This window comes from Steroidobacter flavus (assembly GCF_042651805.1).
GTDB lineage: Bacteria > Pseudomonadota > Gammaproteobacteria > Steroidobacterales > Steroidobacteraceae > Steroidobacter > Steroidobacter flavus.
Window position 1 is genome coordinate 1,067,522 of the sequence record NZ_JBHSDU010000003.1, and the last position, 26,503, is coordinate 1,094,024.

General features: G+C 62.1%; 22 protein-coding genes and 3 pseudogenes. 7 read left to right on the forward strand and 18 right to left on the reverse strand.

The annotated features are described in order from the left end of the window. Positions 1–19: 19 nt before the first annotated feature. Genes ACFPN2_RS10225 through ACFPN2_RS10240 form a run of 4 tightly spaced genes read left to right on the forward strand, consistent with a single transcriptional unit; the run spans position 20 to position 4,761 of the window. A complete protein-coding gene (locus ACFPN2_RS10225) occupies positions 20–1,240 on the forward strand; it encodes a nucleoside permease (protein WP_380596508.1) in 1,221 nt (406 codons plus the stop codon). 36 nt (positions 1,241–1,276) lie between these two features. Beyond that, positions 1,277–2,299, forward strand: coding sequence for a LacI family DNA-binding transcriptional regulator (locus ACFPN2_RS10230; protein ID WP_380596509.1), 1,023 nt, complete (start codon positions 1,277–1,279; stop codon positions 2,297–2,299). A 37-nt stretch (positions 2,300–2,336) separates the two neighbouring features. After that, positions 2,337–4,118, forward strand: a complete 1,782-nt coding sequence (locus ACFPN2_RS10235; RefSeq protein ID WP_380596510.1) for a GMC family oxidoreductase — start codon at positions 2,337–2,339, stop codon at positions 4,116–4,118. Position 4,119: 1 nt separating this feature from the next. Beyond that, positions 4,120–4,761: a gluconate 2-dehydrogenase subunit 3 family protein gene (locus tag ACFPN2_RS10240; protein ID WP_380596511.1), complete on the forward strand. Its 642-nt coding sequence runs from the start codon at positions 4,120–4,122 to the stop codon at positions 4,759–4,761. Between the two features lie 14 nt (positions 4,762–4,775). Here ACFPN2_RS10240 and ACFPN2_RS10245 read toward each other — a convergent pair whose 3' ends face one another. The 15 genes and pseudogenes from ACFPN2_RS10245 to rluD form a co-directional block, all read right to left on the reverse strand. Further along, positions 4,776–5,600, reverse strand: a complete 825-nt coding sequence (locus tag ACFPN2_RS10245; protein WP_380596512.1) for an alpha/beta hydrolase family protein — start codon at positions 5,598–5,600, stop codon at positions 4,776–4,778. Between the two features lie 65 nt (positions 5,601–5,665). After that, the gene (locus tag ACFPN2_RS10250) at positions 5,666–6,364 is read right to left on the reverse strand and encodes a DUF1963 domain-containing protein (protein ID WP_380596513.1); all 699 of its coding nucleotides are present in this window, start codon (positions 6,362–6,364) and stop codon (positions 5,666–5,668) included. Continuing rightward, positions 6,361–6,741: a hypothetical protein gene (locus ACFPN2_RS10255; RefSeq protein ID WP_380596514.1), complete on the reverse strand. Its 381-nt coding sequence runs from the start codon at positions 6,739–6,741 to the stop codon at positions 6,361–6,363. The genes ACFPN2_RS10250 and ACFPN2_RS10255 overlap by 4 nt, the downstream gene beginning before the upstream one ends. Positions 6,742–6,872: 131 nt before the next feature. Continuing rightward, positions 6,873–7,556 carry an SIMPL domain-containing protein gene (locus tag ACFPN2_RS10260; protein WP_380596515.1) on the reverse strand — a complete coding sequence of 228 codons (684 nt, stop codon included), beginning with the start codon at positions 7,554–7,556 and terminating at the stop codon, positions 6,873–6,875. 24 nt (positions 7,557–7,580) lie between these two features. After that, on the reverse strand, positions 7,581–8,114 hold the full coding sequence (locus tag ACFPN2_RS10265) for a YfbM family protein (protein ID WP_380596516.1): 534 nt from the start codon (positions 8,112–8,114) through the stop codon (positions 7,581–7,583). A gap of 47 nt (positions 8,115–8,161) precedes the next feature. Beyond that, complete coding sequence (locus ACFPN2_RS10270; protein ID WP_380596517.1) at positions 8,162–8,566, reverse strand: hypothetical protein; 405 nt, start codon at positions 8,564–8,566, stop codon at positions 8,162–8,164. A gap of 101 nt (positions 8,567–8,667) precedes the next feature. Then, on the reverse strand, positions 8,668–9,252 hold the full coding sequence (locus ACFPN2_RS10275; RefSeq protein WP_380596518.1) for a TMEM175 family protein: 585 nt from the start codon (positions 9,250–9,252) through the stop codon (positions 8,668–8,670). 27 nt (positions 9,253–9,279) lie between these two features. Then, entirely contained in the window at positions 9,280–9,942 is a 663-nt protein-coding gene (locus ACFPN2_RS10280; protein ID WP_380596519.1) for a dihydrofolate reductase family protein, read from the reverse strand. A 64-nt stretch (positions 9,943–10,006) separates the two neighbouring features. Beyond that, positions 10,007–11,788: an aspartate--tRNA ligase gene (gene aspS, locus ACFPN2_RS10285; RefSeq protein WP_380596520.1), complete on the reverse strand. Its 1,782-nt coding sequence runs from the start codon at positions 11,786–11,788 to the stop codon at positions 10,007–10,009. A 207-nt stretch (positions 11,789–11,995) separates the two neighbouring features. Further along, the gene (locus ACFPN2_RS10290; RefSeq protein ID WP_380596521.1) at positions 11,996–12,448 is read right to left on the reverse strand and encodes an FmdB family zinc ribbon protein; all 453 of its coding nucleotides are present in this window, start codon (positions 12,446–12,448) and stop codon (positions 11,996–11,998) included. 87 nt (positions 12,449–12,535) lie between these two features. Then, positions 12,536–15,112 (reverse strand): ATP-dependent chaperone ClpB, encoded by a 2,577-nt coding sequence (gene clpB, locus ACFPN2_RS10295; RefSeq protein ID WP_380600094.1) that lies wholly within the window; start codon positions 15,110–15,112, stop codon positions 12,536–12,538. Between the two features lie 138 nt (positions 15,113–15,250). Beyond that, the gene (locus tag ACFPN2_RS10300; RefSeq protein ID WP_380596522.1) at positions 15,251–16,105 is read right to left on the reverse strand and encodes a ZIP family metal transporter; all 855 of its coding nucleotides are present in this window, start codon (positions 16,103–16,105) and stop codon (positions 15,251–15,253) included. A 280-nt stretch (positions 16,106–16,385) separates the two neighbouring features. Then, a pseudogene (gene pgeF, locus ACFPN2_RS10305) lies at positions 16,386–16,868 on the reverse strand (peptidoglycan editing factor PgeF); the annotation flags it as partial. 189 nt (positions 16,869–17,057) lie between these two features. After that, positions 17,058–17,369: pseudogene (locus ACFPN2_RS10310) on the reverse strand (laccase domain-containing protein); the annotation flags it as partial. Positions 17,370–17,374: 5 nt separating this feature from the next. Further along, positions 17,375–18,352, reverse strand: a complete 978-nt coding sequence (rluD, locus tag ACFPN2_RS10315; RefSeq protein ID WP_380596523.1) for a 23S rRNA pseudouridine(1911/1915/1917) synthase RluD — start codon at positions 18,350–18,352, stop codon at positions 17,375–17,377. A gap of 142 nt (positions 18,353–18,494) precedes the next feature. Here rluD and ACFPN2_RS10320 point away from each other — a divergent pair, with 142 nt between their 5' ends. After that, on the forward strand, positions 18,495–19,265 hold the full coding sequence (locus ACFPN2_RS10320; protein ID WP_380596524.1) for an outer membrane protein assembly factor BamD: 771 nt from the start codon (positions 18,495–18,497) through the stop codon (positions 19,263–19,265). Between the two features lie 30 nt (positions 19,266–19,295). Here ACFPN2_RS10320 and ACFPN2_RS10325 read toward each other — a convergent pair whose 3' ends face one another. The 3 genes and pseudogenes from ACFPN2_RS10325 to sucC all read right to left on the reverse strand — a co-directional run bounded on the left by ACFPN2_RS10325 (position 19,296) and on the right by sucC (position 23,323). Continuing rightward, positions 19,296–20,927, reverse strand: coding sequence for an NAD+ synthase (locus tag ACFPN2_RS10325; RefSeq protein WP_380596525.1), 1,632 nt, complete (start codon positions 20,925–20,927; stop codon positions 19,296–19,298). Between the two features lie 324 nt (positions 20,928–21,251). Further along, positions 21,252–22,115 (reverse strand): annotated as a pseudogene (gene sucD, locus ACFPN2_RS10330) (succinate--CoA ligase subunit alpha); the annotation flags it as partial. Between the two features lie 41 nt (positions 22,116–22,156). After that, positions 22,157–23,323, reverse strand: a complete 1,167-nt coding sequence (gene sucC / locus ACFPN2_RS10335; protein ID WP_380596526.1) for an ADP-forming succinate--CoA ligase subunit beta — start codon at positions 23,321–23,323, stop codon at positions 22,157–22,159. 171 nt (positions 23,324–23,494) lie between these two features. Between sucC and ACFPN2_RS10340 the strand changes: the two genes are divergently transcribed. Together ACFPN2_RS10340 and ACFPN2_RS10345 are read left to right on the forward strand one after the other, a co-directional pair. Then, the gene (locus tag ACFPN2_RS10340) at positions 23,495–25,159 is read left to right on the forward strand and encodes a sensor histidine kinase (protein WP_380596527.1); all 1,665 of its coding nucleotides are present in this window, start codon (positions 23,495–23,497) and stop codon (positions 25,157–25,159) included. Next, positions 25,156–26,499, forward strand: a complete 1,344-nt coding sequence (locus tag ACFPN2_RS10345) for a sigma-54-dependent transcriptional regulator (protein WP_380596528.1) — start codon at positions 25,156–25,158, stop codon at positions 26,497–26,499. Before ACFPN2_RS10340 ends, ACFPN2_RS10345 begins: the two co-directional genes overlap by 4 nt. Positions 26,500–26,503: the final 4 nt, after the last annotated feature.

Genomic DNA, 26,503 nt, shown 5'->3' on the forward strand with positions numbered 1-26,503 from the left:
ACGGGTGACTGGGGGACCTTTGAATCCGACCACTCTTCGGCTCAGCGTCATGATGTTCCTCCAGTTCTTCATCTGGGGAGGATGGTTCGTCACGTTGGGCACCTTCCTGGGTGCGACCTTCTCCGCCTCCGGCGGCCAGATCGGCCAGGCCTTCTCGACTCAAAGCTGGGGCGCGATCATTGCGCCGTTCATCGTCGGCCTGGTCGCCGACCGCTTCTTCAATGCCGAGCGCATCCTGGGCGTGCTTCATCTGATCGGCGCGCTGCTGATGTATCTGATGTACAGCTCCAGCGGCTTCGAATCGTTCTATCCCTATGTGCTCGGCTACATGATCATCTACATGCCGACGCTTGCGCTGGTGAATTCTGTGTCGTTCCGTCAGCTGACCGATCCGGCGGCCCAGTTCGGCAAGATCCGCGTGTGGGGCACGATAGGCTGGATCGCGGCTGGCTTGTTCATCAGTACGATCGGCTGGGATGCGCAGCAAGCTGTAGCAGCGGGCGCGCTCCGTAATACGTTCCTCATGTGCAGCGTCGTCTCGCTCATCCTGGGCGTGTACAGCTTCACCCTGCCCGCCACGCCGCCGGTCCGCGCCGCGTCCCAGAGCGTGATCTCGCAGGCACTGGGGCTGGATGCTCTGCGCTTGCTCAAGGACCGGAATTTCGCGGTGTTCTTTTTGTCCTCGGTCCTGATCTGCATTCCGCTGGCGTTCTACTACCAGAACACCAATCTGTTCCTCGCGGAAATCGGCGTGACCAATCCCACCGGCAAAATGACCGTCGGTCAGATGTCCGAAGTGTTGTTCATGCTGCTGCTACCGGTGTTTCTCAATCGCTATGGCATCAAGAAGACTTTGCTCATCGGCATGGCCGCGTGGGTCCTGCGCTATGTGCTATTCGCGTTCGGCGCGCAGGATTCCGTGCTGGTGCTGCTGATCGCCGGCATTGCTCTGCATGGCGTCTGCTACGACTTCTTCTTCGTCTCCGGGCAGATCTACACCGACTCGAAGGCGGGAGAGCAATACAAGAGCTCGGCACAGGGTTTGATCACGCTGGCAACGTACGGCGTGGGCATGCTGGCCGGCTTCAAAGTGGCCGGCATGATCTACGATCAATATGCCTTGACGGCCGGACACGACTGGAAGGCGATCTGGTTGATCCCGGCGGCGCTGGCGGCGGGCGTGTTTACGTTGTTCGCCCTTGCGTTCAAACCCGAGTCGATTCAGCGCAGCGGCGTATGATCGAGCATTCCAGAGCCGTTCATAGAAGAGTGCCCCGTGTCCTCCAGTCGAGCCACTTCGATTCGCCAGGTCGCCCGTCAGGCCGGCGTGTCGATTGCCACCGTCTCCCGTGCCCTGACGACGCCGGATAAGGTTTCCGACAAAACCCTCAAAAAGGTGCTCGCTCAGGTCGAGCGAAGTCGTTACAAGCCCAATCTGCTGGCGCGCAATTTCCGCAGTAAGCGCGCCTTCTCGATCGTGGTGCTGGTGCCCAACATCGCCAACCCGTTCTTCGCCGAAATCATTCGCGGCATCGAGCAGGTCGCGCAACAGCAAGGCTATGCAGTGCTGCTCGGTGATACTGAAGGCCGCGAAGATCGCGAGGCTTATTACGTCGGCTTGGTCGAGACGCGTCAGGCGGATGGATTGATCCAACTGCATCCGCGCCTGCCGAAAGCAGCGCGCGGCGCGAATGGCACGCTCGATATACCGCTGGTCAACGCTTGCGAATACATCGAAGACGCCCCCTGCCCTCGCGTCGGCATCGACAACGCCGCGGCCGCTCGTGAAATGACCGCCTATCTGCTCGGCTTGGGCCACAAGCGCATCGGTGTGATCCTCGGTCCCGACTCGAGCCCGCTGACCAGCGATCGACTGCGCGGTTACAAACTCGCACTACGCTCGGCAAAAATCGCATCGGACGACGCGTTGATCGCGCAGGGCGATTTCACCATGAGCTCCGGCAGCACGGCCGCCGAGAAGCTGTTCAAAGCCAAGCAACCGCCGACCGCGATCTTCTGTTTCAACGACGAGATGGCCCTGGGCGCGATCCGTTTTCTCAAGCGCACCGGGCGCTCCGTGCCGCAGGACGTGTCGGTGGTCGGCTTCGACGACATCGAGTTCGCGAGCTTCTGCGATCCGCCGCTGACCACCATCGAGCAACCGACGCGCGAGATCGGTAATAAAGCCATGTCGCTGCTCTTCGACATGCTGAACGGCGGCAAGCCCGAACCGACAATGCACACGCTGCCGATCAAACTGATCGTGCGCGACAGCGCGGCGCCGCCGCCGAGGCGATAGACAACCCACCGACCTGGCTAACCAAGGGAGGCAGGCCATGCCGCTGATCGATACTGCAGGTTTGAAGAAGGAGTACGACGTCATCGTCGTCGGCTCCGGCGCCGCCGGCGGACAAACGGCCTACACGCTGACCCTGGATGGCGCGAAGGTGTTGATGCTCGAAGCGGGCCGCAATTATGTGCCTGAAGTCGAGACGCCGATGTTCAATACACCGGATCAGGCGCCGCTGCGGGGCGCGTCGACACCCGACAAGGAATTCGGCTTTTACGACGCGACCGTCGACGGCGGCTGGCAAATTCCCGGCGAGCCTTATTCGAGCGCCTCGACCGACGCCGATAAAACATTCTGGTGGTGGCGCGCCCGCATGCTCGGCGGCCGCACCAATCATTGGGGCCGCATCTCCCTGCGTAACGGCCCGTACGATTTCAAACCGAAAACTCGCGATGGGCTCGGCTTCGATTGGCCGATCTCGTATGAAGACGTCGCGCCGTATTACGACAAGGTCGAAATGCTCATTGGCGTGTACGGCGACAACAACGGGCTGGAGAATACGCCCGACTCGCCCGCCGGTTGCTTGTTACCAGCCCCGAAGCCACGCGCGGGCGAAGCGCTGATTCAGAAGCATGCGAAGAAAACCGGCGTGCCTGTGATTGCCGTTCATCGCGCCGTGCTCACTCAGCAGTTGGATTTCAAACGCAACGCCGCTCTGCTTCATCCCGGTAATCCTCGCGCGCAACAGATCGTCGCGGATAGCATGCGGGCACGCGCCCCGTGCTTCTGGGCGACGGAGTGTGGGCGCGGCTGCTCGATCAAAGCGAACTACCAATCGACAACGGTGCATCTGCCGCCCGCCATGGCGACCGGCAACCTCGACATTCTTCCCAACGCGATGGTGCGAGAAGTCGAGATGGGCAAGAACGGTCGCGCGACGGGTGTCGTTTTCATCGATAAGACCTCTGGTAAAGAGGTGCGAGCGAAGGGACGCATCATCGTGCTCGCGGCGAGCGCGTGTGAGTCGGTCCGTATTTTGTTGAACTCGAAGTCCGCGCAGTTCCCGCAAGGTCTCGCGAACTCGAGCGGCAAAGTCGGCAAATATTTGATGGACACGGTCGGCGCCAGCGTCACCGGTCAGATCCCCATGCTCGAAGACGTGCCAGCGCACAACGAAGACGGCGCCGGCGGCGAACATGTGTACGCGCCGTGGTGGCTGTACAAAGAACAAATGGCCGGCAAGCTCGACTTCGCGCGCGGTTATCACATCGAAATCGGCGCCGGTCGCGGCATGCCGAGCTTCGGCTCGACCGCCGGCCTCGCCAACTTCGTCGGCGGCTACGGCAAGAAATTTAGACAGGACATGCGGCGCTACTACGGCTCGTTCATCAGCCTGGTCTGTCGCGGCGAGATGATTCCCAACGAGGACTCGTACTGCGAGATCGATCCGCAGAAAAAAGATCAGTACGGGATTCCGACGCTGCGCTTCCATTGGAAATGGTCCGAGCACGAGAAGCGGCAGGCGCTTCACTCTCACCAGGCGTTTTCAGAAATCATCCAGAACATGGGCGGCCGCGTCACCAGCAAACAGGACCTGCTGCCCGGCGGCTTCATCATTCACGAAGTCGGCGGCGCCATCATGGGCAGCGATGCGAAGAGCTCCGTCGTCAATCAGTGGGGACAAAGCTGGGACGTGAAGAACCTGTTCATCACCGACGGCGCGCCGTTCCCTTCCAACGCCGACAAGAATCCGACGCTGACCATCATGGCGCTCGCCTGGCGCAGCGCCGACTACATGCTGTCCGCCCTGAAGCGGAAGGAGCTGTGACATGGACCGGATCAACGATTCGATGCGCGTCGATCGCCGCACGGCCCTCAAGTGGGTGCTCGCCGCCAGCGCGGCTCTGCAGCTGCCTGCAGGCGTGTCGCTCGCTCAGGACACTGCAAAGACTGTCAGTGGGTATGGCAAGGATCCCAACCTGCTGAAGATTCATCAGATCGGCGAGCTGTGGCCGCTGACCTTGAATGAACATCAGCGCGCTACCGCGACGGTGCTGAGCGATTTGATCATTCCGGCCGACGAGGGCTCGCCGGCGGCGTCGAAAGTCGGCGTCGTCGATTTCATCGACGAATGGATCAGCGCGCCGTATCCGAACAATCAGAACGACAAGCCCGTCATCGTTCAAGGCCTGGCCTGGCTCGATCAGGAGTCGCAGCGTCGCTTCAAGAATCATTTCTCCGCGTTGATGGAGAAGGAGCGCGTCGCCATTTGTGACGACCTCAGCGCGGCGAAGCCTGCCGCTCAGTTCGAACAGGCCGCGAAGTTCTTTGCGCGCTATCGCTCGCTCACCGCGGGCGGCTATTACACGACGCCGGTCGGGATGAAGGATCTGCGATACGTTGGGAACGTGGCGATGACGACGTTCGATGGGCCGCCGGCGGAAGTGCTGAAGAAGCTCGGACTGGCGTAGCCGCTAACGCAGCTTCACGTGGTCGGCGCCGATGCTTTTTCTTCTTCGATCCAGTGGAGCGCGTCGTCGAGGTCCTGCATCAGCTTGTCACGCGCATCGCTGAATCCGTGGTCCTCTGACTCGACCGAATAGAGCCGCAACGTGGCTGTATCCGCGCCGAGCAGTTGACGCGATTCGGCGGCGGGCACATACGAGTCGTTGGTCGATTGGATCACCGCGAACGGCGTTGCGCCGAGCAGCTTCAACGCTCCATAGAGTTGAATGCGATCCTCACTGTCCACCTGGATGCCTTGCTTCCGTTCGCTTTCGGTCGCGTGCAGATAATCCGCTTCACGGGTCAGGGCGATTGCCACTGCGCCTTTGAGACCATCGCGCAGCTCCGGATGCACTGCTGTGAACGCAACGGCGGACGCACCTCGCGAGAATCCGACCATGACGATCGGCGTCGAATCGGGCAACCCCAGATGCCGCTTCGCCTGCGCATACACGTCCTTCAGCCCCTCCGCCGCGCGGGCGGTGCCCACCCGCACCGATTCAGCCACCCCATCGATGGCTTCAGGCGCGCTGAAACCCGCGAGCGTATAGCCCTCGTCCGCAAGGTGTGCGAACACCGCTCGGCTGGTGCCAAACCAACCGTCGTCGCCGGTGACGAACAGGACCAGGTAGCCGGGATGCCGATCTTGATCGGGATGAACGTAGGTTGCGTGGATGTCGCGGTGTGGCGCATGCACCGGTTGCACTGTCACCGTGTACGCACCAGGCTTCGAGGAAAGCCGGGCGCCCAAGCTGGCACATCCGGCAAGAGCAATCAGACCCACTACAGCGAACAGTGTTCTCACCTGCATGATCCCGAGCGTACGCTTCGGCGATTCACGAAGGGATCGGCCTTCTCCTCTCATCCAGCTCAGTAGCAATCCCATTGGAGCAGCCACTCTCCCTCGACCTCGAAGACATACAAGTTACCATTGTCTCCGACCATCCACCGAGGCTTCTCCGCCGACGCAATCTGCAGAACGAAGTGCTTCCCTCCCGGCTCCACCGCCGATTGAATCCAGGCAGGCCATCCCCCGATCTTCGTGAACGGATGACTTTGATACTTGCGAGAGTAGGCATCGCCAGCGCTCGGGCGGCGCATGAACTTCTCATGCTGACGGTCGTCCCAGGCTTCATCCCAGGACGGCGCATCGTTCTCCGCCCGACTCCAGCGAATTGGAAACGGACGCAGAAGCGCTGCCTCCGGTGGCGTGGCGCGCGGCTCCAGACCACTACTGTCCGTGCGCACGATCAACTGCCAGCCCTCGCCGTTCTTCGCCGGCAGATTCAACGGCAGCTCCTTTGCATCGACGAACACCTGCACCATCGCGATGCCTTCGAACTGCGGCGGCTTATACGGCAACTCTTCGACGGCTACCTGGAGCAACGGAATCATCAGCCCGTTTTTGGAAACCGGCCAACTCTCTGCCGGAGGCAAAACAAACTTCCCTCCAAACCACGACGTCCTCGGCTCCGCCGGCGGCCGAAATCCCCCGATCTCCGCGATCGACACCGGGCGAAGCTTGCGATCGACGGCTTCGAAGGCTTGTTGTTTCAGAAGATCGGTCATGACCGCTTGATCCTTCCAACGACCATACGAAAGCCGAGCATGACCGCCCCAGGCAGCAAACACCCAATCAGTGCGAGCAGACTGTACTGAACAAGCAGGTTCAGCGGGAGGCCCGAGTGCTGGTGGAGCGGCGTCAATGCATACACAACCATCGCAGGCACCGGCGCGAGCGCTGCAGTCCAGAGTATTCCCAGGCGAGCCGCACGCAGGCTATGACTGAAGAAAGCGATCGGGATCAGGAATGGAATCGCTATCACCGCACCTGCGAACGGCGGCATTGGAAGGAAAGCCGCCCAGCGCGGCATGTACACGACCTTACTGAATGCAAACAAATCGAACCAGGCCACCATGGCGACAGCCAGCGCAACCGCGCTCACGCCCAACACTATTCGGTCCCTATGCACCCGCTCCTCCTTGGATACTGAAGCCTCAGGCAGATTTCGGCGAAACATCACGTTTCCGCGCAAACCTCGAATGTTAGATTACGCGTGGCTCGTGGAATGCTGTTTCAAGCTGTCGGGTCAGCGTCGCCGTCACTCGAAAACTCAAATGCGACAATGACGGCGGCATTCACCTCAACCGAGCTTGGACCGAACGCTTTGCCATCGCCGCCATCGCCGCCGACCAGACCCCGGCTGGTGTGACCGCGAACTTTGAGTTCCAGCGAGTCGGGGTTCACGTCCTCGATGTGCAACACCCGCCCTAGCGCAACGCCCGCGGCCCGACAGTAATTCTCAGCTTTTTCCCGCGCAGCAACCACGGCCAGCCTGCGCACTTCGGAGCGCACTTCCTTGATCTGTTTGGTCTCGAAAGCAACGCGCTCGATCTCATTCGCGCCGGCTTCAACCAAGGCACAGACGATCTGCTCGACCTGATCCAGGTCAGGCACCTGGACGCTGAATCCGATTCGAGCCTCATAGCCGGCGTGCTTCTGCTGGCCGTTGATGTAGTGATGCACCTGGGCCAGGGTGATTCTCGATGCGCCGAAGTCGGCGACTTTGAGACGACTCAGACATGCCTGGATGGACTGAGCCGCCTGCCGGGCGGCTGCAAAAGCCTCATCGGGCTTTTGCTCGAGTCGAGAAACGGCGCAGGTGATCGACGCGACATCTGGCGCGACCCGCAACACAGCCGAACCGAAAGCAGTGACACCGAAGGGAGATGGAATCGCCTGCTGAGGTGAGCCGTACATGCTTAGATCTCCCAGTGCGCCGCCTCAACTCCACGCATACAAAACCGCTTTTCCGTCCTTGGCCGCGCGACGATAGAAATCTCTCAAATCGACGAAGAAAGATTTGAGGATCTCAAGATTGTCCGGCTCGTCGCCCCAACCCTCGGGATAGATATAGGCGGCATCCATCGCGGCGACATCATAGTTCTTCGCCAACTTATCGATATCGACAGCGTCGAGCAAAGATGCAAATCGCTTCACTTCGGCAGCCGTATGGACCCTGGGTTGGCCGTACGGCAACTTCACTCCAACGGGCTTGCCGCCCATGATGAGCTTCGACAGAGGCTCATCCGTGCTGCCCGCGGATTTTGCCAGCAGCCAGTGAATCCCATGCCACGCCTTATCCAGATACAACCGATCGGGATTCTGGCCTTCGAAGAGCGCTTGGGTGAGCGCGACTTCGCTCTTCACCAGTTCCGGCACTTGCGGCTCAGGCATAGCAACCAAGTAGTACACGACACTTGCGTGCACCGGCCATGCGAACATGAGAATGAAAACGTAAAGCAACGATCGGATCATGCGACTCTCTCCGCTGTCTGCGTGCATCGCCTTCAGTCCAGGCGGGCTCATCGGGGTAACACACTGTCTTTATATGTTCGCCACCTGCTCATCGATTCTTCGGCAGCAGCACCTGGCTCGAACATGCCGCTCTCCGACGCTGTATCGAACGCACGAAACCCCATGTGAGCGAGGATATCCGAAATGACAGCGGCGGCTGTATTTCCTCCGCGCACATGAAATGCGAACCCCTGAACGATGGGCGCGTCTCCCAGATTGACTTCGATGCTGAATCCCGGCCCGTCGATCAACCCCCAGGCGGGATCCGTGAAATTTGCGAAAGGCACGACCTCGCAGATCTTTCGAATGATCTCGGTACGCTGACCTAGCGCCGCCGGCACAAAATCACGCGGGATGTCAGCAGGCGATACAATCGATGGCGGCATGTCCTGGACGAAGATGTCCCAACTCATACTTCTACTCCTCAGCGCAGCCGACACGTTTGCAAGGTCGTCACCTCATCCCAGTCCACGGTCGATCTTTCGAGGTCATATGATGTAGACAGGCACTGCCATCAAGCGCCGTCGTGACTCAACGATCTTTCAATTCTGCGATCGGGCACCAGCCACAGGATCGTTCCCAAAACATACAGCACCTGCGCCACCCACACCCAAAAGAAGGTCGAGACGATGGCGAGCAGATACAGCAGCGGCGAGAGCTTGCCCTTCCAGTCGTTACCGACCATGGCTTTCAGCGACGACTGAGGGCCCTGCACCTTGATGATCGTCCGCTGCAGAATTGAGTAAGCGATCGCTGCCGCCAGGAGCACGCAGCCGTAGAGCGCGGAAGGAGCTGCCTCGAAGTGATTCTCCCCCATCCAGCCGGTGACGAACGGCAATAGCGACAACCAGAAGAGGAGGTGCAGATTCGCCCAGAGAATGCCGCCGGTCACCCGCGAGCACGCGTGCAGCATGTGATGATGGTTGTTCCAATAGATGCCCACGTAGATGAAGCTGAGGACGTAGCTGCCGAACACCGGCACGAGCGCCTGCAACGCTCCCAAGGTAGGGCTATGGGGCACTTTCAGTTCGAGCACCATGATCGTAATGATGATCGCGATGACGCCGTCGCTGAACGCCTCGAGCCTGGTCGTGCCCATGTTTCCCCCGGACTTTGCAACCGGTTGTCAGGCGTCACTCTCCACCCGGCGCCGGAGTACGACATGGGTGGCCTTCTCCGACGCAACGAACTGAACGCATTCGTATCCCAGGGCGCGCACGTCCACGCCTTCGAACAATCGCTCGCCACGGCCCAGCACGACCGGCGAGATAGCGATGTGCAGCTCGTCGATGAGGCCCGGACGAAGATATTGACGGAGGGTGTTTGCTCCGCCGCCGATGCGCACATCCATGCCGTTGGCTGCATCGCGCGCCCGGTCGAGCGCCTCGTGAATACCGCCGGTGACGAAGTGGAAGGTCGTGCCGCCTTCCATCTGGAGGGGCGGGCGCGCGTGATGCGTCAGGATGAAAGTTGGAACGTGATAGGGCGGGTTAGCTCCCCACCAGCCTTTCCAGTTCAGGTCGGGCCAGGGACCGCGGATCGGTCCGAACATGTTTCGTCCGAGAATCCAGGCGCCCACATTCTTGAAGCTGCGCGCGGCGAAGTCGTCGTCGATCCCCGTGGTGCCACCGTCGGCGCCCAACACGATCCGTCGGAACGTACGTGTCGCGACCAGCCACTGATGCAAATCGGTCCCGCCGACGCCCAGCGGATTCTCGAGGTCCTGATCGGGACCGGCGCCGTAGCCGTCGAGAGAGATAGTGAAGGCATCAACCCGGACCCGCGTCATCGTCGATCCCCCAGGGAGAGCGTGTGCGCCTCAAATGTTTGAGGCGCCAATCAACTAACGGGCGTTAACCCTCCACCTTCACCGGCAGCTTCACCCGAATATGCAGCTCCTTCAGCTGCTCTTCGGACACACCCGTCGGTGCGCTGGTCATCAAGTCCGCAGCCGTCTGCGTCTTCGGGAACGCGATGACGTCACGAATGGAATCCGTGCCCGCCATGAACATCACGATGCGGTCCAGACCGAACGCGATACCACCGTGCGGCGGCGTGCCGAACTTGAGCGCTTCGAGCAGGAAGCCGAATTTGATCTGGGCTTCCTCGGCGGAGATGCCGAGCAGATCGAACACCGTCGACTGCATTTCCGTGCGGTGGATACGCACCGAGCCGCCGCCGATTTCGGAGCCGTTGAGCACCATGTCGTAACCCTTCGACAGCGCGTTCTTCGGATCGGCACGCAGAGCGGCCGCGTCTTCGATGCGAGGAGCGGTGAACGGGTGATGGAGCGCGGCCCAGCGCTTCGCATCCGGGTCCCATTCGAACATCGGGAAGTCGACCACCCACAGCGGATGCCAGCCGGTCTTGGCCAGCTTCAAGTCGTGGCCGACCTTGATACGCAGCGCGCCGATGGCGTCGTTCACGACCTTCGCCGTATCCGCGCCGAAGAAAATCAGATCGCCGTCCTGCGCGCCGGTGCGCGACAGGATGCCGGCCACCGCGTCGTCGCTCAGGAACTTGAGAATCGGCGACTGCAGGCCGTCGCGGCCCTTGGCTTTCTCGTTCACCTTCACATAGGCGAGGCCCTTCGCGCCGTAGCGTCCGACGAACGTCGTGTAATCGTCGATCTCCTTGCGCGACAACTTGCTGCCGCCTTCCGGCACGCGCAGCGCGGCGACGCGACCGTCCGGGTTCGAGGCCGGGCCGGCAAACACTTTGAAATCGCAGCCCTTGACCAGATCGGCGACGTCGACCAGCTCGAGCGGAATACGCAGATCCGGCTTGTCCGACGCGTAACGACGCATCGCTTCGGCGTAGGTCATACGCGGGAACGGGTTCGGCAGATCGTCGCCGAGCACGGTCTTGAAGATGGAGCGGATCAGCGCTTCCATCAGTTGCATGATCTGCTCTTCGCTCAGGAACGACGTCTCGATATCGAGCTGAGTGAATTCCGGCTGACGCTCGGCGCGCAGGTCTTCGTCACGGAAGCAGCGGACGATCTGATAGTAACGATCGTAGCCCGCCATCATCAGCAGCTGTTTGAACAGCTGCGGCGACTGAGGCAGCGCGAAGAACTGACCGGGATGCGTGCGGCTGGGCACGAGATAGTCACGCGCGCCTTCCGGGGTCGCCTTCGTGAGCATCGGCGTTTCGATGTCGATGAAGCCGTTGCTGTCGAGATAGTCGCGCATGGCGCGCGTCACCTGATGACGCAGGCGGATGCGCTTCTGCATGACATCGCGACGCAGGTCGAGGTAACGATACTTCAGACGCAGCTCTTCGTTGACCGGCTCGTCGTGATGGAACGGCGGGGTCTCGGAGCGGCTCAGGATCTCCAGCTCCTTACACAGCAGCTCGACCTGGCCCGAGGCGAGGTTGGAATTGGCGGTGCCAGCCGGGCGGGCGCGGACCAGGCCCTTGATGCGGATACAGAACTCGCCGCGCAGACGCTCGGCGTCGGCGAAGGTGTCCTTGGCATCGGGGTCGAACACGATCTGCAGCAGGCCTTCGCGGTCGCGCAGGTCGACGAAGATCACGCCGCCATGGTCACGCCGGCGGTGCACCCAGCCAGCGACGCTGACTTCCTTGCCGATAAGGGACTCGTTGACCTGGCCGCAATAATGGGAGCGCATGGAAAAAGGCTCGGGACGTAGGGAGCGCGCGATGTTACGGAGCCCCCCGAGGCGGCGCAAGGCAAGGACTTCCGGGGGTCGAGACGGCCAGCCGGGCCGGATTGCCCGGCGCCCGGTGGGTAGGCGCCTTCCGGCGCTGGCCGCGCCACCGCTGGCGCGGGGCGCTTTCAGATCACAGACAAGCGGCGCCGGTCAGGCGCGGGGCGATTACCGCCGTTTGGCTTTCTTTTTCGCCGGCGCAGCCTTCTTCGGGGCCGGGCGCTTGGCCGGGGCCTTGGCGGCCGGCTTCTTGCCCTTGGCCGGGGCGGCCTTGGCGGGAGCCTTCTTGTCGGCGCCGGTCTTCACCTCGGCCTTGGACTCGGCCTTCTTCTCGGCCTTGGCCTCAGCCTTGTCAGCTTTGGTGTCGCTGGAGGACTTGCTGTCCTCGGCCTTCTCGGCCGGCTCTTCGCGGTCGGCGAGGTTGCGCTTGTCCTCGCCCTCGGACTTGAAGTCCGTCTCGTACCAGCCGGCGCCCTTCAGGCGGAACACCGGAGCGGAGATCAGCTTCTTCAGCGTCGGCTTCTTGCAGCTCGGGCACTTTTTCAGCGGCTCATCGGAAATCTTCTGCAGGGTCTCGACGTAGAACTTGCAGTTGGAGCATTCGTATTCGTAAAACGGCATGGTTGTTCTCGGTCACAAACAAGGCGACTCGGCGTCGGCGCATCATAGAGGCGGACGCCGAATCTTCAAGTTGTTGCCGCTAGAAAATCAGCCCCGAGCGAATGCCAGCTCGCCATCCTTGACCGTGACACGCACCTTCGAACCGGGGCCGAACTCGCCCTTGAGGATGCGTTGAGCCAGCGGATTCTCCAGCTGCTGCTGAATGGCGCGCTTCAACGGCCGGGCACCGTACACCGGATCGAAGCCGGCTTCGGCCAAGCGATCGGTGGCCGCTTGATCGAGCTGCAGCTCGATATCCCGCTCCGCCAGCCGCTTCCGCAGATACGCCAGCTGAATGTCCACGATGGCGCGCAGCTGCTCCCGCCCCAGCGGATGAAACACCACGATGTCGTCCACCCGGTTGATGAATTCCGGGCGGAAGTGCTGCTGCACGCTCTCCATCACGGCTTGTTTCATCTGGGCGTAGTTCGCCTCGCCCGACAGTTCCTGGATGGCATGCGAGCCGAGGTTCGACGTCATGATGATGACGGTGTTGCGGAAATCGACCGTGCGGCCCTGACCGTCGGTGAGACGACCGTCGTCCAGCACTTGTAACAGCACGTTGAACACGTCCGGATGAGCCTTTTCGACCTCATCCAGCAACAGCACCGAGTACGGCCGACGACGCACGGCTTCGGTCAGATAGCCGCCTTCCTCGTAACCGACGTAGCCGGGAGGCGCGCCGATCAGGCGGGCCACGGAATGTTTCTCCATGAACTCCGACATGTCGATGCGGACCATGGCCTCTTCGGTATCGAACAGGAATTCCGCCAGCGCCTTGCTCAGCTCGGTCTTACCGACACCGGTCGGACCGAGGAACAGGAACGAACCGTTGGGCCGATTCGGATCGGAGAGGCCGGCACGCGAGCGACGGATCGCATCGGACACCGCCTGCACGGCTTCGCGCTGACCGACGACGCGCTTGCCCAGCTGCTCTTCCATGCGCAGCAGCTTTTCCTTCTCGCCTTCCAGCATCTTGGAGATGGGAATGCCGGTCCACTTGGAGACGACTTCGGCGATCTCCTCATCGGTGACTTTGTTACGCAGCAGTTTCTTTTGATCCGCCTGCTGTTCGGCCGCCGTGGCCTGAGCAAGTCGACGCTCCAGCTCGGGAATCTTGCCGTACGCGAGCTCGGACATGCGCCCGAGATCCTGCGCACGACGCGCCGTTTCCAATTCGAGCCTGGTGCGCTCCAGCTCTTCCTTGATGCCGGCGGCGCTCTGCACGGACGCCTTCTCGGCCTTCCACACTTCTTCCAGGTCGGAATATTCCTTTTCGAGCGCGCTCAGCTGTTCGTCGAGCGCCTTCAGGCGCTTCTTCGAGGCTTCGTCACTCTCCTTCTTCAGAGCTTCGCGCTCGATCTTGAGCTGAATGATCCGGCGCTCGAGCCGATCCATGGCCTCGGGCTTGGAGTCGATCTCCATCCGAATGCGCGAGCCGGCCTCGTCGATCAGGTCGATGGCCTTGTCCGGCAGCTGCCGATCGGTGATGTATCGATGCGAAAGCGTGGCCGCCGCGACGATCGCCGGGTCGGTGATTTCCACGCCGTGGTGAACTTCGTAACGTTCCTTCAAGCCGCGCAGGATGGCGATGGTGTCTTCCACCGACGGCTCGTTCACCAGCACTTTCTGGAAACGACGCTCGAGCGCGGCGTCCTTCTCGATGTACTTGCGATATTCGTCGAGCGTCGTCGCGCCCACGCAATGCAGCTCGCCGCGAGCGAGTGCGGGCTTGAGCATGTTGCCCGCGTCCATCGCGCCTTCGGCCTTGCCGGCGCCGACCATGGTGTGCAGCTCGTCGATGAACAGGATGACGCGGCCTTCCTGTTTGGCGAGATCGTTGAGCACGGCTTTGAGCCGTTCTTCGAATTCGCCACGGAATTTCGCGCCGGCGATCAGCGCGCCCATGTCGAGCGAAAGAATGCGCTTGTTACGCAGGCCTTCGGGCACTTCGCCGTTGACGATACGTTGCGCGAGACCTTCGACGATGGCGGTCTTGCCGACGCCGGGCTCGCCGATCAGCACCGGGTTGTTCTTGGTACGGCGCTGCAGGACCTGCACGGTGCGGCGGATCTCGTCATCGCGGCCGATGACCGGATCGAGCTTGCCCTGCTCGGCACGCTCGGTGAGATCGACGGTGTATTTCTCGAGCGCCTGACGGCTCTCTTCGGCATTGGCGTCGTTGACCTTCTCGCCGCCGCGCAGCTCGTCGATGGCCTGCTCGATGGAGCCTTTCACGGCGCCGGCATTCCGGAGCACCGTGCTGATCTGGCCTTTATCTTCGAGGGCTGCGAGCACGAACAACTCGCTGGAGATGAACTGATCGCCGCGCTTCTGCGCGAGCTTGTCCATCACGTTCAGCAGACGGCCCAGCTCGTTGGAAACGTGCACTTCGCCGGCCGTGCCTTCGACCTTGGGCAGCTTGTCGAGCGTTTCTCCCAGCTGCGAACGCAGCAGGTTGACCTTGACGCCGGCCTTGTCGAGCAGATGTCGGACCGTGCCGCCCTGCTGATCGAGCAGCGCCACGAACAGGTGCGCCGGCTCGATGTACTGATTGTCGCGACCCACGGCCAATGACTGGGCATCGGCCAGGGCCTGCTGGAATTTGCTGGTGAATTTGTCCATTCGCATCTGAATTCTTCCCGGGCGCAGCCCTGCAATTGGCGCCTCTCAACCTTGCCAGCGATCTGGGGAGAAAGGTCGGGGAATTCAACTGTGTTCCTGACCAAAGAACACCCCGGACTTCTCCGGGCGGGCTACGGGTCAGTGCGCCAGGCTGTGGCTGACGTAGATCACCGCCACGCCGAGCACGATATACACCAGCTGCCAGACGCCCGAGCCCGGGTCGACCTTGCGGTGAAGGCCGGGAATGAGGTCGGCGACCGCAATGTAAAGAAAGCTCGATGCCGCCAGCACGATGGCGTACGGCAATACGCCCTGAACCTGGGCCAGCGCGAAATACGCCGCCACGCCCCCCACCACGGAAGTCACGCTGGTGAGCAGATTGAGGGTCAGAGCGCGCAACGGCTTCATGCCGCCATTGAGCAGAATGGCCAGATCGCCGACTTCCTGTGGGATCTCGTGCGCACACACCGCCATGGCGGTCACGATGCCCAAATGCACGTCGGTCATGAAGGCCGCGGCGATCAGCACGCCGTCGAGGACATTATGGAAGCCGTCGCCGATCAGGATGAGCATGGCCGAGGCCTGATCGCGGCGCTGGTCGTGCGTGCCTCCATGAGCGTGTGCGTGCACGTGGTTGTGGTGGTGCCCGTGGACATGCGCGTGCGGTTGCGGTTCGGGGTTCACGTGAACCTCGCACACGTCGGCATGGCAGTGCCGCCACAGCACCATCTTTTCCAGCACGAAGAACAGCAGCAAGCCGCCGAGCAGGGTCATGCCCAGTTCGTGCGCTTTGGAAACACCCGCGGCTTCTACGGCATGTGGGAGTAGACCCAGCAGCGCGGCGCTGAGTAAGGCGCCGGTCGCGAAGCTCACCAGATGCGGAAGGACGCGCGTGCGCACCCGGTCTGGCACGACCAGGAAAATGGAAGCTGCCAGCGCGCTCAAGAAGCCGCCGATGGCAGTAAACAAAATGATCCAGCCGAGCAGATGCATGTTTCGGAGATTCGCGAACCGGCCGCTTGCCAGTCACGCCGCAGCAGACTCGCGAGCTAACAGACGATGTTGGTTATGACCGGGCAGGTTATCACGCGTGTCAAGCGGGCCGGCCGTCGCGCCCGGCGTCCTCGCCCTCGAGCCAGCGGTCACCTGACCATACAAACACCGATCATGGCATCGCGGTCGCCGTCCCCGCTTGTCGATGCGTGCTACGGCTCGATACGTACTACGGCTCGATGCGTACTACGGCTCGATGCGGGCTACGGCTCGATGCGTGCTATGACTCGAGCCAGACCAGCGTGGCCATGCGGCCAGTGCGGCTCGCGCGGCGGTAGGAAAAGAAACGTTCGCTATCGGCGAAGCAGTTAAAGCCGCCGCCGTACACGGCGGTCACGCCCAGCCTTGCCAGTTCGTTGCGGGCCAATTGATACAAGTCGGCCTGCCAGCGACCGCGTGCGTTGCTTTGAAACGCAGTGGCGTTTTCGGTCGCTAGTTTCAAGAAGGCTTCGCGAACGTCGTCGCCAACTTCGAACGCCTCCTGTTCGATGGCGGGGCCGAGCCAGGCCATCAGCTTCGATGGCTGAATATCGAGCGCTTTGATCATCGCGCCCAGGACGCCGCCAGCAAGGCCGCGCCAACCCGCATGAGCCGCGCCGACTCGCGTGCCGTCGCGATCGCAGAACAGGACGGGTAAACAGTCAGCAGTCATGACGACGCAAACCGCGCCCGCGCCGCGAGCAACGGATGCGTCCGCCGTCGGCGGCGCTGCCGGCGTCGCGCCTTCGGCGCTCGCCGGGTTGTTTGGGGAGCGGCTTGCGCCGGCCGCTTCGCTCGAACCCGCGCCCTTGCCGATAATTGAGCCGCCTGCCTTGGTTTCGCTCGAACCCGCGCCCTTGCCGATAATCGAGCCGCCTGCCTTGGTTTCGCTCGGACTCGCGCCCTTGCCGCTGGTCAAGCTCGCATCCTTGGCGTCGCTCGGCCTCGAACTAGAAGCATTGCGGAAGCTCCCAGCCACGGCGCCACTGGTCGCATCGACGACGTTGATCCCGTGCACCTGATTCAACCAGATCGGCTCGGCCGGCAACTTCAACGCGGCCCGAACCAGCCGCCGATTCTCCGCGACGGCCGAAGGCTCGTCGCCGACGTGCGAGCCGAGATTCAGGCTGGAAAACGCCCCCTCGCTCACCCCGCCCGTGCGCAGCGTCGCGGCTGCTTTCACATTCAGCGGCGCGGGCCAGTTGGGAGTAATCCAGTCAGCCATGACCTTTAGCGCCGTTTAGCCGCGGCGGCGGCCGCCGCCGTGTCGGCAGCGAGTATGCCCAGCAGCTCCTGCATATCGGCCGGCAACGCCGCTTCATTCTCGATCGGCTTGCCGCTCACCGGATGCTCGAACGCGAGCCGGGCCGCGTGCAGCGCCTGGCGTTTGAAGCCGCGCAGCGCCGCCACCAACTCGGGCGACGCGCCCTTCGGCAACAACATACGACCGCCGTAAACCTTATCGCCTACCAGCGGATAATGGATATGCATCATGTGCACGCGGATCTGATGCGTGCGCCCCGACTCCAATTTCAACCGCACGTGCGTGTGGCCTCGATATCGAGTCACGACCCGATAGTGAGTCACCGCCTCGCGGCCGTTTTCGCGCACGGCCATCTTCAAACGATCGACCGGATGACGATCGATCGGCGCATCGACCACGCCGCCGCCGGTCATCACGCCGACGCAGACCGCCTCGTACTCACGCTCCACTTCGCGAGCTTCAATCATGCGCACCAGGGCCGTATGAGCTTCGACGGTCCGAGCGACGACCATGAGCCCGCTAGTGTCCTTATCGAGCCGATGCACGATGCCGGCCCGGGGGACCTGGGACAGCTTGGCGTCGAAGTGCAGGAGTGCATTCTGCAGGGTGCCGGCCGCGTTGCCCGCGCCCGGGTGAACGACCAGCCCAGCGGGCTTGTTGAGGACCAGCACGTGCTTGTCCTGGTGAACAATGTTCAGCCCGATCTTTTCGGGCTCGACGCTGACCTGGTCCGGCAGGGTGGCGTTGATTTCGACGCTTTCCCCGCCCAGCACCTTGTCCTTGGGGCGCAGCTGAGCGCCGTTCACCCGGACTTGGCCGGCGTCGATCCACTCCTTGATCCGGGTGCGGGAATAGCCCTCGAGCAGGTCGGCGAGCACCTGGTCCAGGCGCTGCCCGGCGTGCTCGAAGGGGATGGTCAGCTGGTGGTTTACGGGTTCGGACATCTTGGGGGGAACTGTAGCTATACTCGCCGCCTCCAAGGGGGACGGATTTGAAAATCCATCCCCGCCACGGCGTTACTGCCGGGCGGCACGAGTACTAGAATCGCTTGCAAAGGGCCTGAATTCTCGCATGCGGATCCTCTTCTTGACCACGGCGGCGCTGCTGGCGCTGAGCCTCACCGGTTGCGGCAACAAGCCCAAAGAGCAGATCGGCAATGCCGACAAGCTCTATGAGATGGCCAAAAAGGCCTCCGATAACGGCAATTATCGCGACGCCACCCAGTACTACGAGCAGCTCGAGGCGCGCTTCCCGTTCACCAACGCGGCCCGCCAGGGGCAGCTGGACCTGATGTACGCCTACTACAAGAACCGGGAGCCGGAGGCGGCCATCGACCAGGCGGACCAGTTCATCCGTGAGAATCCCGCCCACCCGCGCGTCGACTACGCCTACTACATCAAGGGCCTGGTGCAGTTCGAGCGCAACCCGAACTTCCTGGAGCGCTGGTTCAACGCCGACCTGTCGCAGCGTCCCCCGATCGACGCGCGCAAGTCGTTCCAGTCCTTCCAGACCCTGGTGCAGCGGTTCCCGAACAGCGAATACGCCGAGGATGCCCGCAAGCGCATGATCTTCCTGCGCAACCGCCTCGCCTCGTACGAGGTTTATGTTGCCGGCCATTACCTGGAGCGCGGCGCCTACGTGGGCGCGATCAATCGCGCCAAGTACGCCATCGAGAACTACGACGGCTCACCGCAGATCCGCCAGGCGCTGGAAATCATGGCCGAGTCGTATCGCCGTCTGGGCATGACCGATCTCGCCGCCGATACCGAGAAGGTGATGGCCGAGAACTACGCGCAGTTGAACGAGCCGCAGGTCGAGCCTGAGCAGCAGAAGAAACATTGGTGGAAATTCTGGTAGCAGGCTCCTGCTACCGAACACCGGGCAACTTCAGACCTTGGTCTTGTAGCCAGAAGTAATCGGATACCGCCAGTCGCGACCGAACGCCCGGTCGCTGATTCTCACGCCGGGCGGCGCCTGGCGACGTTTATATTCATTGCGCTTCACCATCTCGAGCACGCGACCCACAGTCGCGCGATCGAAGCCGCGAGCGGCGATTTCGTCGACGGACAAGTTGTCCTCGATGAACAATTCGAGAATGGCGTCGAGCACGTCGTACTCGGGCAGCGAATCCGAGTCTTTCTGATCGTGACGCAGCTCCGCCGACGGCGGACGCTCAATGACCCGCTCGGGAATCACGCGACCGATGGAGTTGCGGTACTTCGCGAGCCGATACACCAGCATCTTGCTGCAATCTTTGATGGGGGCGAACCCGCCGGCCATATCGCCGTACAGCGTCGCATAGCCCACGGCCATTTCGCTCTTGTTGCCGGTCGTGAGCACCATGCGGCCGGTCTTGTTCGAAATCGCCATCAACAGCAGGCCGCGGCTGCGCGCCTGAATGTTTTCTTCGGTGGTGTCGGGCTGCCGGCCGGCGAACACGTCCTTGAGCGCGTCGAGCGCGGTCGCGAACATGCCTTCGATGGAAATCACGTCATAGCGAACGCCGAGCGTCTTCGCTTCTTCAGCGGCGTCGTCGAGACTCCATTGCGAGGTGTATCGCGACGGCATCATCACCGCGCTCACCCGATCGGAGCCGAGCGCATCGACGGCGATGGCCAGCGTCAACGCCGAATCGATGCCGCCGGAAAGACCGAGCACGATGCCCGGGAAGCGATGTTTGCTGACGTAGTCGCGCACGCCGAGCACGAGCGCGTTGTAGACGCTCGCTTCTTCGGACAGCGGCGGCTCGATGTGCGCAGGCTGCGGCACGACCTTGCCGTCGACGAGATCCACCTCGACAGCAAACAAACCTTCGATGAACGGCGGAACCCGTTGCACGACTTCGCCCTGCGCGTTCATCACGAACGAGCCGCCATCGAACACCAGTTCATCCTGACCGCCGAGCAAATTCACATACACCACAGGCAAGCCGGTGTCTTTCACGCGCGCCCGCACGACATCTTCGCGACGCTCTTGATAGCGCAGCGAATAAGGCGAGCCGTTGATGACGACGATGAGCTGTGCGCCGGCGGCTTTCGCGGCCCGCGCGGGATTCGGTTCCCAGATGTCTTCGCAGATCAGCAGCGCGATGCGAATGCCTTTCAGCTCGAAGATGCAGGTGTCGCGACCGTGCTTGAAATAGCGCTTCTCGTCGAACACGCTGTAGTTCGGCAGCTCCTGCTTGCGATAGGTGGCAATAGTCTCGCCATCGCAAAGCACGGCCGCCGCGTTGTAGATGCCTTCCTCGGCGTACTCGGGATAACCGGCGACGACAGTGATGCCGCTGGTTTCATTGCGCACGCGATCCATCGCTGTTTTCACCTGCCGGCGCAGACCGCTATGAAACAGCAGATCCTCGGGCGGATAACCACTGAGGCTCAACTCGGGAAACAACACCAGGTCGGCGCGCATGTCGTCACGAGCTTGCGCGGACGTGTCGATCAACCGCTGGGCATTACCCGCGACATCGCCGACGAACAGGTTGAGTTGGGCCAGCGCGATACGAAGAGAGGCGGACATGGCCTGATGATAGCGCTTGCGGAAAGGAGCGATCTGCGGGCGAAATCCGCGGCGGCCGAAACCGCCGCGGACCTGAGCTCATTACTTCTTGCGAGCCGGAGCCTTGCTCTTGGCCTTGGCGGGCGCGGCTTTCGCCGGCGCGGTCTTCTTGGCCGGAGCCTTCTTCGCCGCGGCCGCAGCCTTCACCGGCTTTTTCGCAGCAGGAGCGGCCTTGGCAGCCGGCTTCTTCGCTGCAACCTTGGATTTGGCAGCGGGCTTCTTCGCAGCCGGAGCCGCCTTCTTCACAGGCAACGACACGACCTTCGCCTTCTTACCGCCCTTGGCCAGCTGTTCGATGATGGCCTTGCCCAGATCGGCCGGGCTCTTCACCGTGCGCACGCCAGCGCGCTCGAGCGCGGCGAATTTGTCAGCCGCGGTGCCTTTGCCGCCGGAAACGATGGCGCCAGCGTGGCCCATGCGCTTGCCCGGAGGCGCCGTGACACCGGCGATGTAGGACACGACCGGCTTGGTGACATTCTCGCGAATGAATTCAGCGGCCGCTTCTTCATCGGCTCCGCCGATCTCGCCGACCATGATGATGCCTTCGGTCTTCGGGTCTTCCTGGAATCGCGCCAGCACGTCGATGAAGTTCATGCCGCGCACCGGATCGCCGCCGATGCCAACGCAGGTGCTCTGACCGAGCTTGGCATTGGTGGTCTGGAACACGGCTTCATACGTCAGCGTGCCGGAGCGCGACACGATGCCGATCTTGCCCGGCTTGTGAATGAAACCCGGCATGATGCCGATCTTGCACTCGCCCGGGGTGATGATGCCGGGGCAGTTCGGGCCGATCAGCAGGCTGCCGTAAGCGGCGAGCGAGGCCTTCACTTTCACCATGTCGTTCACCGGAATGCCTTCGGTGATGCACACGATGAGCTCGATGCCGGCGTCAGCCGCTTCGATGATGGCGTCGGCGGCGAACGGCGCCGGCACGTAGATCATGCTGACGGTCGCGCCGGTTTCCTTCACTGCTTCACGCGCGGTGTTGAATACCGGCAGGTTGAGATGCTTTTCGCCACCGCGGCCCGGCGTCACGCCGCCGACCAGCTTGGTGCCGTAAGCAATACATTGCTCGGAATGGAACGTGCCTTGCTTGCCGGTGAAACCTTGGCAAATAACGCGCGTGTTCTTGTTTACGAGAATAGACATGGTAGTGCTGAATATCTGTTAACGGTTGAACGAAGCGCGCCTTACTTCGCCTTGGCGGCGGCGACCACTTTCTTGGCCGCATCGGTAAGGTCCGCCGCCGGCGTGATCGCGAGGCCGCTGTCGGCCAGGATCTTGCGGCCGAGCTCGGCATTCGTGCCTTCGATGCGCACGACCACCGGCACGCTCACGCCGACATCCTTCACCGCGTGAATGATGCCTTCTGCGATCATGTCGCAACGGACGATGCCGCCGAAAATGTTCACCAGGATGGCTTCGACGTTCTTGTTCGAAAGAATCAGCTTGAACGCTTCGGTGACGCGCTCACGAGTCGCACCGCCGCCCACGTCGAGGAAGTTGGCCGGCGCGCCGCCATGCAGCTGCACCAGGTCCATCGTCGCCATCGCGAGACCCGCGCCGTTCACCATGCACGCGATATTGCCGTCGAGCGACACGTAGTTCAGCTCGTGCTCGGCCGCCGCGCGCTCCATCGCGTCTTCCTGGCTGGCATCGCGCCACTTGGCGAGCTCCTTCTGACGGAACAGCGCGTTGTCTTCGATGTTGATCTTGGCGTCGAGCGCCACCAGCTTGCCTTCGCCGGTCACGATCAGCGGATTGACTTCGAGCAGCGCGCAGTCCTTTTCGAGGTACAGCTTGTAGAGCGCCTGCGCGATCTTGCCGAACTCGGCGATCTGATCGCCTTCCAGCTCCAGACCGTACGCAATCGCGCGAGCGTGCGAGGGCATCAGGCCGGTGGCCGGATTGATGTTCACGCGGGTGATTTTCTCCGGCGTGTGCTCGGCGACTTCTTCGATGTCCATGCCGCCGGCGGCGGAGGCGATGAAGGCGATGTGGCCTTTATCGCGATTGAGCACCAGGCTCAGGTACAGCTCGCGCGCGATTTTCGAGCCCTGCTCGACGTACACCTGGCGAATCGGCAGACCTTCCGGGCCGGTCTGATGCGTGACCAGGCGCTGACCGATCATGGCCTCGGCCGCCTTATCGGCCGCTTCCGGCGAATCCACCAGCTTGACGCCGCCGGCTTTGCCGCGGCCACCGGCGTGAACCTGTGCCTTGACGACCCATTTCGATCCGCCAAGCTTGCGCGCGGCTTCGGCAGCTTCGCTGCCGGTGGCAGCCACAATGCCTTTCGGGACCGGGATGCCGTAACTGGCGAACAACTCTTTCGACTGGTATTCGTGCAGGTTCATGGGGCTTTAGATGCGCTGGCGAAAATGGGCGGTACTGAATTCCGGACTGGTCGGTTCCGCGGGGTTAAAATCGCGACGGTGAAAATAACGACAGTCAAAGGCCGCGTATTCTGGAGGAATTCGGCCGGGATGCAAAGGCACGATCACTAAGAAATGTCCTCGGAGCCCTCATTGAAAATCGGTGAACGGCCGCAGGCGGAGCCGCCGGCCGAGCCCACCCCCACGTTGCCCTGGGGCTCCTCGGAGGAGCTGGCCTGGCGCGTGCTGGCGCTCGTCAATCTGTTTCGGCTGCTGATTCCGCTGCTGCTGATGGTGCTGTACTGGACGCTCGAGCCGCGGCTGGTCGGACAAGCGAATGCGCGGCTGTTTTTCTTCACCAGCATTGCGTACTTCCTGTTCGCCGCGCTGTCGATTCCGACGCTGCGGCGGCGCTGGCCCGATCGCATGTGGCAGACCGCGTTCAATGTCGGCGTCGACGTACTGGCGATTTCGTTTCTGACCTACTCCAGCGGCGGCATGAACAGCGGCCTCGGCGCGTTGCTGGTGCTGCCTATTGGTGCAGCGAGCTTTGTCGTCGGACAGCGACTGGCACTGATGTTCGCGGCGGTCGCGGCGCTGGCACTTTTGTTACAGCAGGCTTTCACGACGCTCGCGGCTCGCAGCGATCCGGCGGATTTCGCATCGGCGGGCATCGTCGGCGCGCTGATGTTCATCGTCACGCTCGGCGTCGGGCCGCTCGCGCGCAGCCTGCGTGAAAGCGAAGAGCGCGTGCGCCAGCGCGAAGTCGACGTCGCCAATCTCGCCGAGCTGAATCAATTCATCGTTCAACACTTGCGTGAGAGTATTTTGGTCGTGGATGACCACGATATGATTCGTCTGATCAACGAATCGGCCGCATCCATGTTGAACGGCCATGAAGTGGCGGCCGGCACGCCGCTGGGCGAAGTCTCGCCGCGCTTGTTGTATTTGCTCGATACCTGGCGTCGTCACTCTTATGACTGGCAGTTGAGCTCGCTGTCATTGCTCACGTCCGACGGCAGCAGTCTCGTGCAGCCGCACTTCGTCTCGTTGCGCAGTAACGGCGGCGGCGGACCGACGCTGATTTTTCTCGAAGACACGACGCTGATCGCCGAGCGCGTTCAGCAATCGAAACTGGCCGCGCTCGGCCGGCTCAGTGCCAGCATCGCGCACGAGATCCGCAATCCAGTAGGCGCGATGAGTCACGCCGCGCAATTGCTCGCCGAAGCGCCGCAACTCACCGCGCAAGAGCGGCGCCTGACTGACATCATCACCAAGAACGGCGATCGCATCAGCCTGATCATCAACAACGTCCTGCAATTGTCACGCAGGGACTCGACGCGCCAGGAGCGCATCGAGCTGAACGGCTGGCTGGAGGACTTCGTCGGCGAATTCCGGCAGACGGCGCAGGTCGATGCCAGCAAGCTGTACATCACCACCTCCGCGCCGGAGCTGGAAGTGCGCATCGATCCGTCGCATCTCCATCAACTTATGTGGAATCTGTGCGAGAACGCACTGAAGTACGGCCGCAACTTCGATTCCAATGATGCGATCGAGATCCGTACCGGCCGCATGGCGACCTCGGAACGGCCGATGCTGGAGGTGCTGGATCGCGGCCCGGGTATCACCGCGACCGACGCAGAACGAATTTTCGAGCCGTTTTTCACGGCCGGTAAGGGTGGCACGGGTCTGGGACTGTTCATCGCCAGGGAGTTGGCCCAATGCAATCGCGCCGTGCTGATTTATGAGCCCCGCTCCGGGGGTGGTAGTATTTTCCGTCTCGTGTTCGCCGATCCTCAACGTTGGGAAACCCAGTGAAGAAGCCCCGCGCGCTCGTCGTGGACGATGAGCCGGACATCCGCGAGCTGCTGAGTATCACGCTCGAACGAATGAATCTCGACGTGACCGCGGCCGACACGATTGCCGCGGCCACGCGTGAGCTGCGCGCCAATGCGTTCGATCTTTGCCTGACCGACATGCGCCTGCCCGACGGCGACGGGCTGAGCCTGGTCGAGTGGATTCAAACGCACAAGCCGCAGACGCCGGTCGCTGTCATCACCGCGCATGGCAACGTCGAGACCGCCGTGCGCGCACTGAAGCTCGGCGCATTCGATTTCATTTCCAAGCCGGTCGACGTGGCGGCTTTGCGCAAGCTCATCGTCGCCACGCTCAAGCTGGGCGAGAGCGTCGAGAGCACGATCCAGCTGCCGCAGGTGAAACTGCTCGGACGTTCGCGCGCGATGGAGCAATTGCGCGAAATGATCGAGCGCGTCGCGCGCAGTCAGGCGCCCGTGCACATCTACGGCGAGTCAGGCACCGGTAAAGAACTGGTCGCGCATCTGATTCACGAAGCCGGCCCGCGCCGCGAAGGGCCGTTCGTACCGGTGAATTGCGGCGCCATTCCCACCGAGCTGATGGAGAGCGAGCTGTTCGGTCATCGCAAAGGCAGCTTCACCGGCGCCGTCGCGGACAAGCAAGGTCTGATTCAATCCGCCGAGGGCGGCACATTGTTCCTGGATGAAATTGCGGATCTGCCGCTGCACATGCAAGTGAAGCTGCTGCGCGTGATCCAGGAGAAAACCGTCCGGCCGGTCGGTGAATCGCGCGAGCAACCTATCGACGTGCGCATTTTGTCGGCGACTCACAAGAATCTTTCGGCGCAAGTCGCGGAAGGAAAATTCCGCGAGGACTTGTTTTACCGCGTGAACGTCATCGAGATCCGCGTGCCGCCGTTACGCGAGCGCCTGGAAGACATCGATGAGCTGGTCGACTCCATCATCACCCGTCTCGGCCGGCAGATCGGCAATCGATCGTTGCGCATCACCGAAGCCGCCTCGAAAGCGCTGCGCGAATATCACTTCCCCGGCAACGTGCGCGAGCTGGAAAACGTGCTGGAGCGCGCGGCAACGCTGTGCGTGAACGGCGTAATCGATGTGGGCGATCTGCAGCTGCGGCCCAAGGTCGCGAACAACGAAGTCCCGATTCCCAGCAGCGTCGCTCCAGGCGAGAAACTCGGCGACGCGCTCGAAGACATCGAACGCGACGCGATCGTCCGCGCGTTGGAGCAGACCCGCTACAACAAGACCAAGGCCGCGCAGCTGCTCGGCATGACCTTCCGCTCGCTACGTTATCGGATCAAAAAGCTCGGGATCGAGTAGCAAG

Excerpts from the sequence above, each read along its gene's own strand:
- clpB (WP_380600094.1), bottom strand. The coding sequence starts at position 15,112 with ATGGACAAATTCACCAGCAAATTCCAGCAGGCCCTGGCCGATGCCCAG.
- aspS (WP_380596520.1), bottom strand. The coding sequence starts at position 11,788 with ATGCGCTCCCATTATTGCGGCCAGGTCAACGAGTCCCTTATCGGCAAG.
- ACFPN2_RS10300 (WP_380596522.1), bottom strand. The coding sequence starts at position 16,105 with ATGCATCTGCTCGGCTGGATCATTTTGTTTACTGCCATCGGCGGCTTC.
- sucC (WP_380596526.1), bottom strand. The coding sequence starts at position 23,323 with ATGAACCTGCACGAATACCAGTCGAAAGAGTTGTTCGCCAGTTACGGC.
- ACFPN2_RS10270 (WP_380596517.1), bottom strand. The coding sequence starts at position 8,566 with ATGAGTTGGGACATCTTCGTCCAGGACATGCCGCCATCGATTGTATCG.
- rluD (WP_380596523.1), bottom strand. The coding sequence starts at position 18,352 with ATGTCCGAACCCGTAAACCACCAGCTGACCATCCCCTTCGAGCACGCC.
- ACFPN2_RS10235 (WP_380596510.1), top strand. The coding sequence starts at position 2,337 with ATGCCGCTGATCGATACTGCAGGTTTGAAGAAGGAGTACGACGTCATC.
- ACFPN2_RS10325 (WP_380596525.1), bottom strand. The coding sequence starts at position 20,927 with ATGTCCGCCTCTCTTCGTATCGCGCTGGCCCAACTCAACCTGTTCGTC.
- ACFPN2_RS10265 (WP_380596516.1), bottom strand. The coding sequence starts at position 8,114 with ATGATCCGATCGTTGCTTTACGTTTTCATTCTCATGTTCGCATGGCCG.
- ACFPN2_RS10260 (WP_380596515.1), bottom strand. The coding sequence starts at position 7,556 with ATGTACGGCTCACCTCAGCAGGCGATTCCATCTCCCTTCGGTGTCACT.
- ACFPN2_RS10250 (WP_380596513.1), bottom strand. The coding sequence starts at position 6,364 with ATGACCGATCTTCTGAAACAACAAGCCTTCGAAGCCGTCGATCGCAAG.
- ACFPN2_RS10280 (WP_380596519.1), bottom strand. The coding sequence starts at position 9,942 with ATGACGCGGGTCCGGGTTGATGCCTTCACTATCTCTCTCGACGGCTAC.
- ACFPN2_RS10275 (WP_380596518.1), bottom strand. The coding sequence starts at position 9,252 with ATGGGCACGACCAGGCTCGAGGCGTTCAGCGACGGCGTCATCGCGATC.
- ACFPN2_RS10290 (WP_380596521.1), bottom strand. The coding sequence starts at position 12,448 with ATGCCGTTTTACGAATACGAATGCTCCAACTGCAAGTTCTACGTCGAG.
- ACFPN2_RS10240 (WP_380596511.1), top strand. The coding sequence starts at position 4,120 with ATGGACCGGATCAACGATTCGATGCGCGTCGATCGCCGCACGGCCCTC.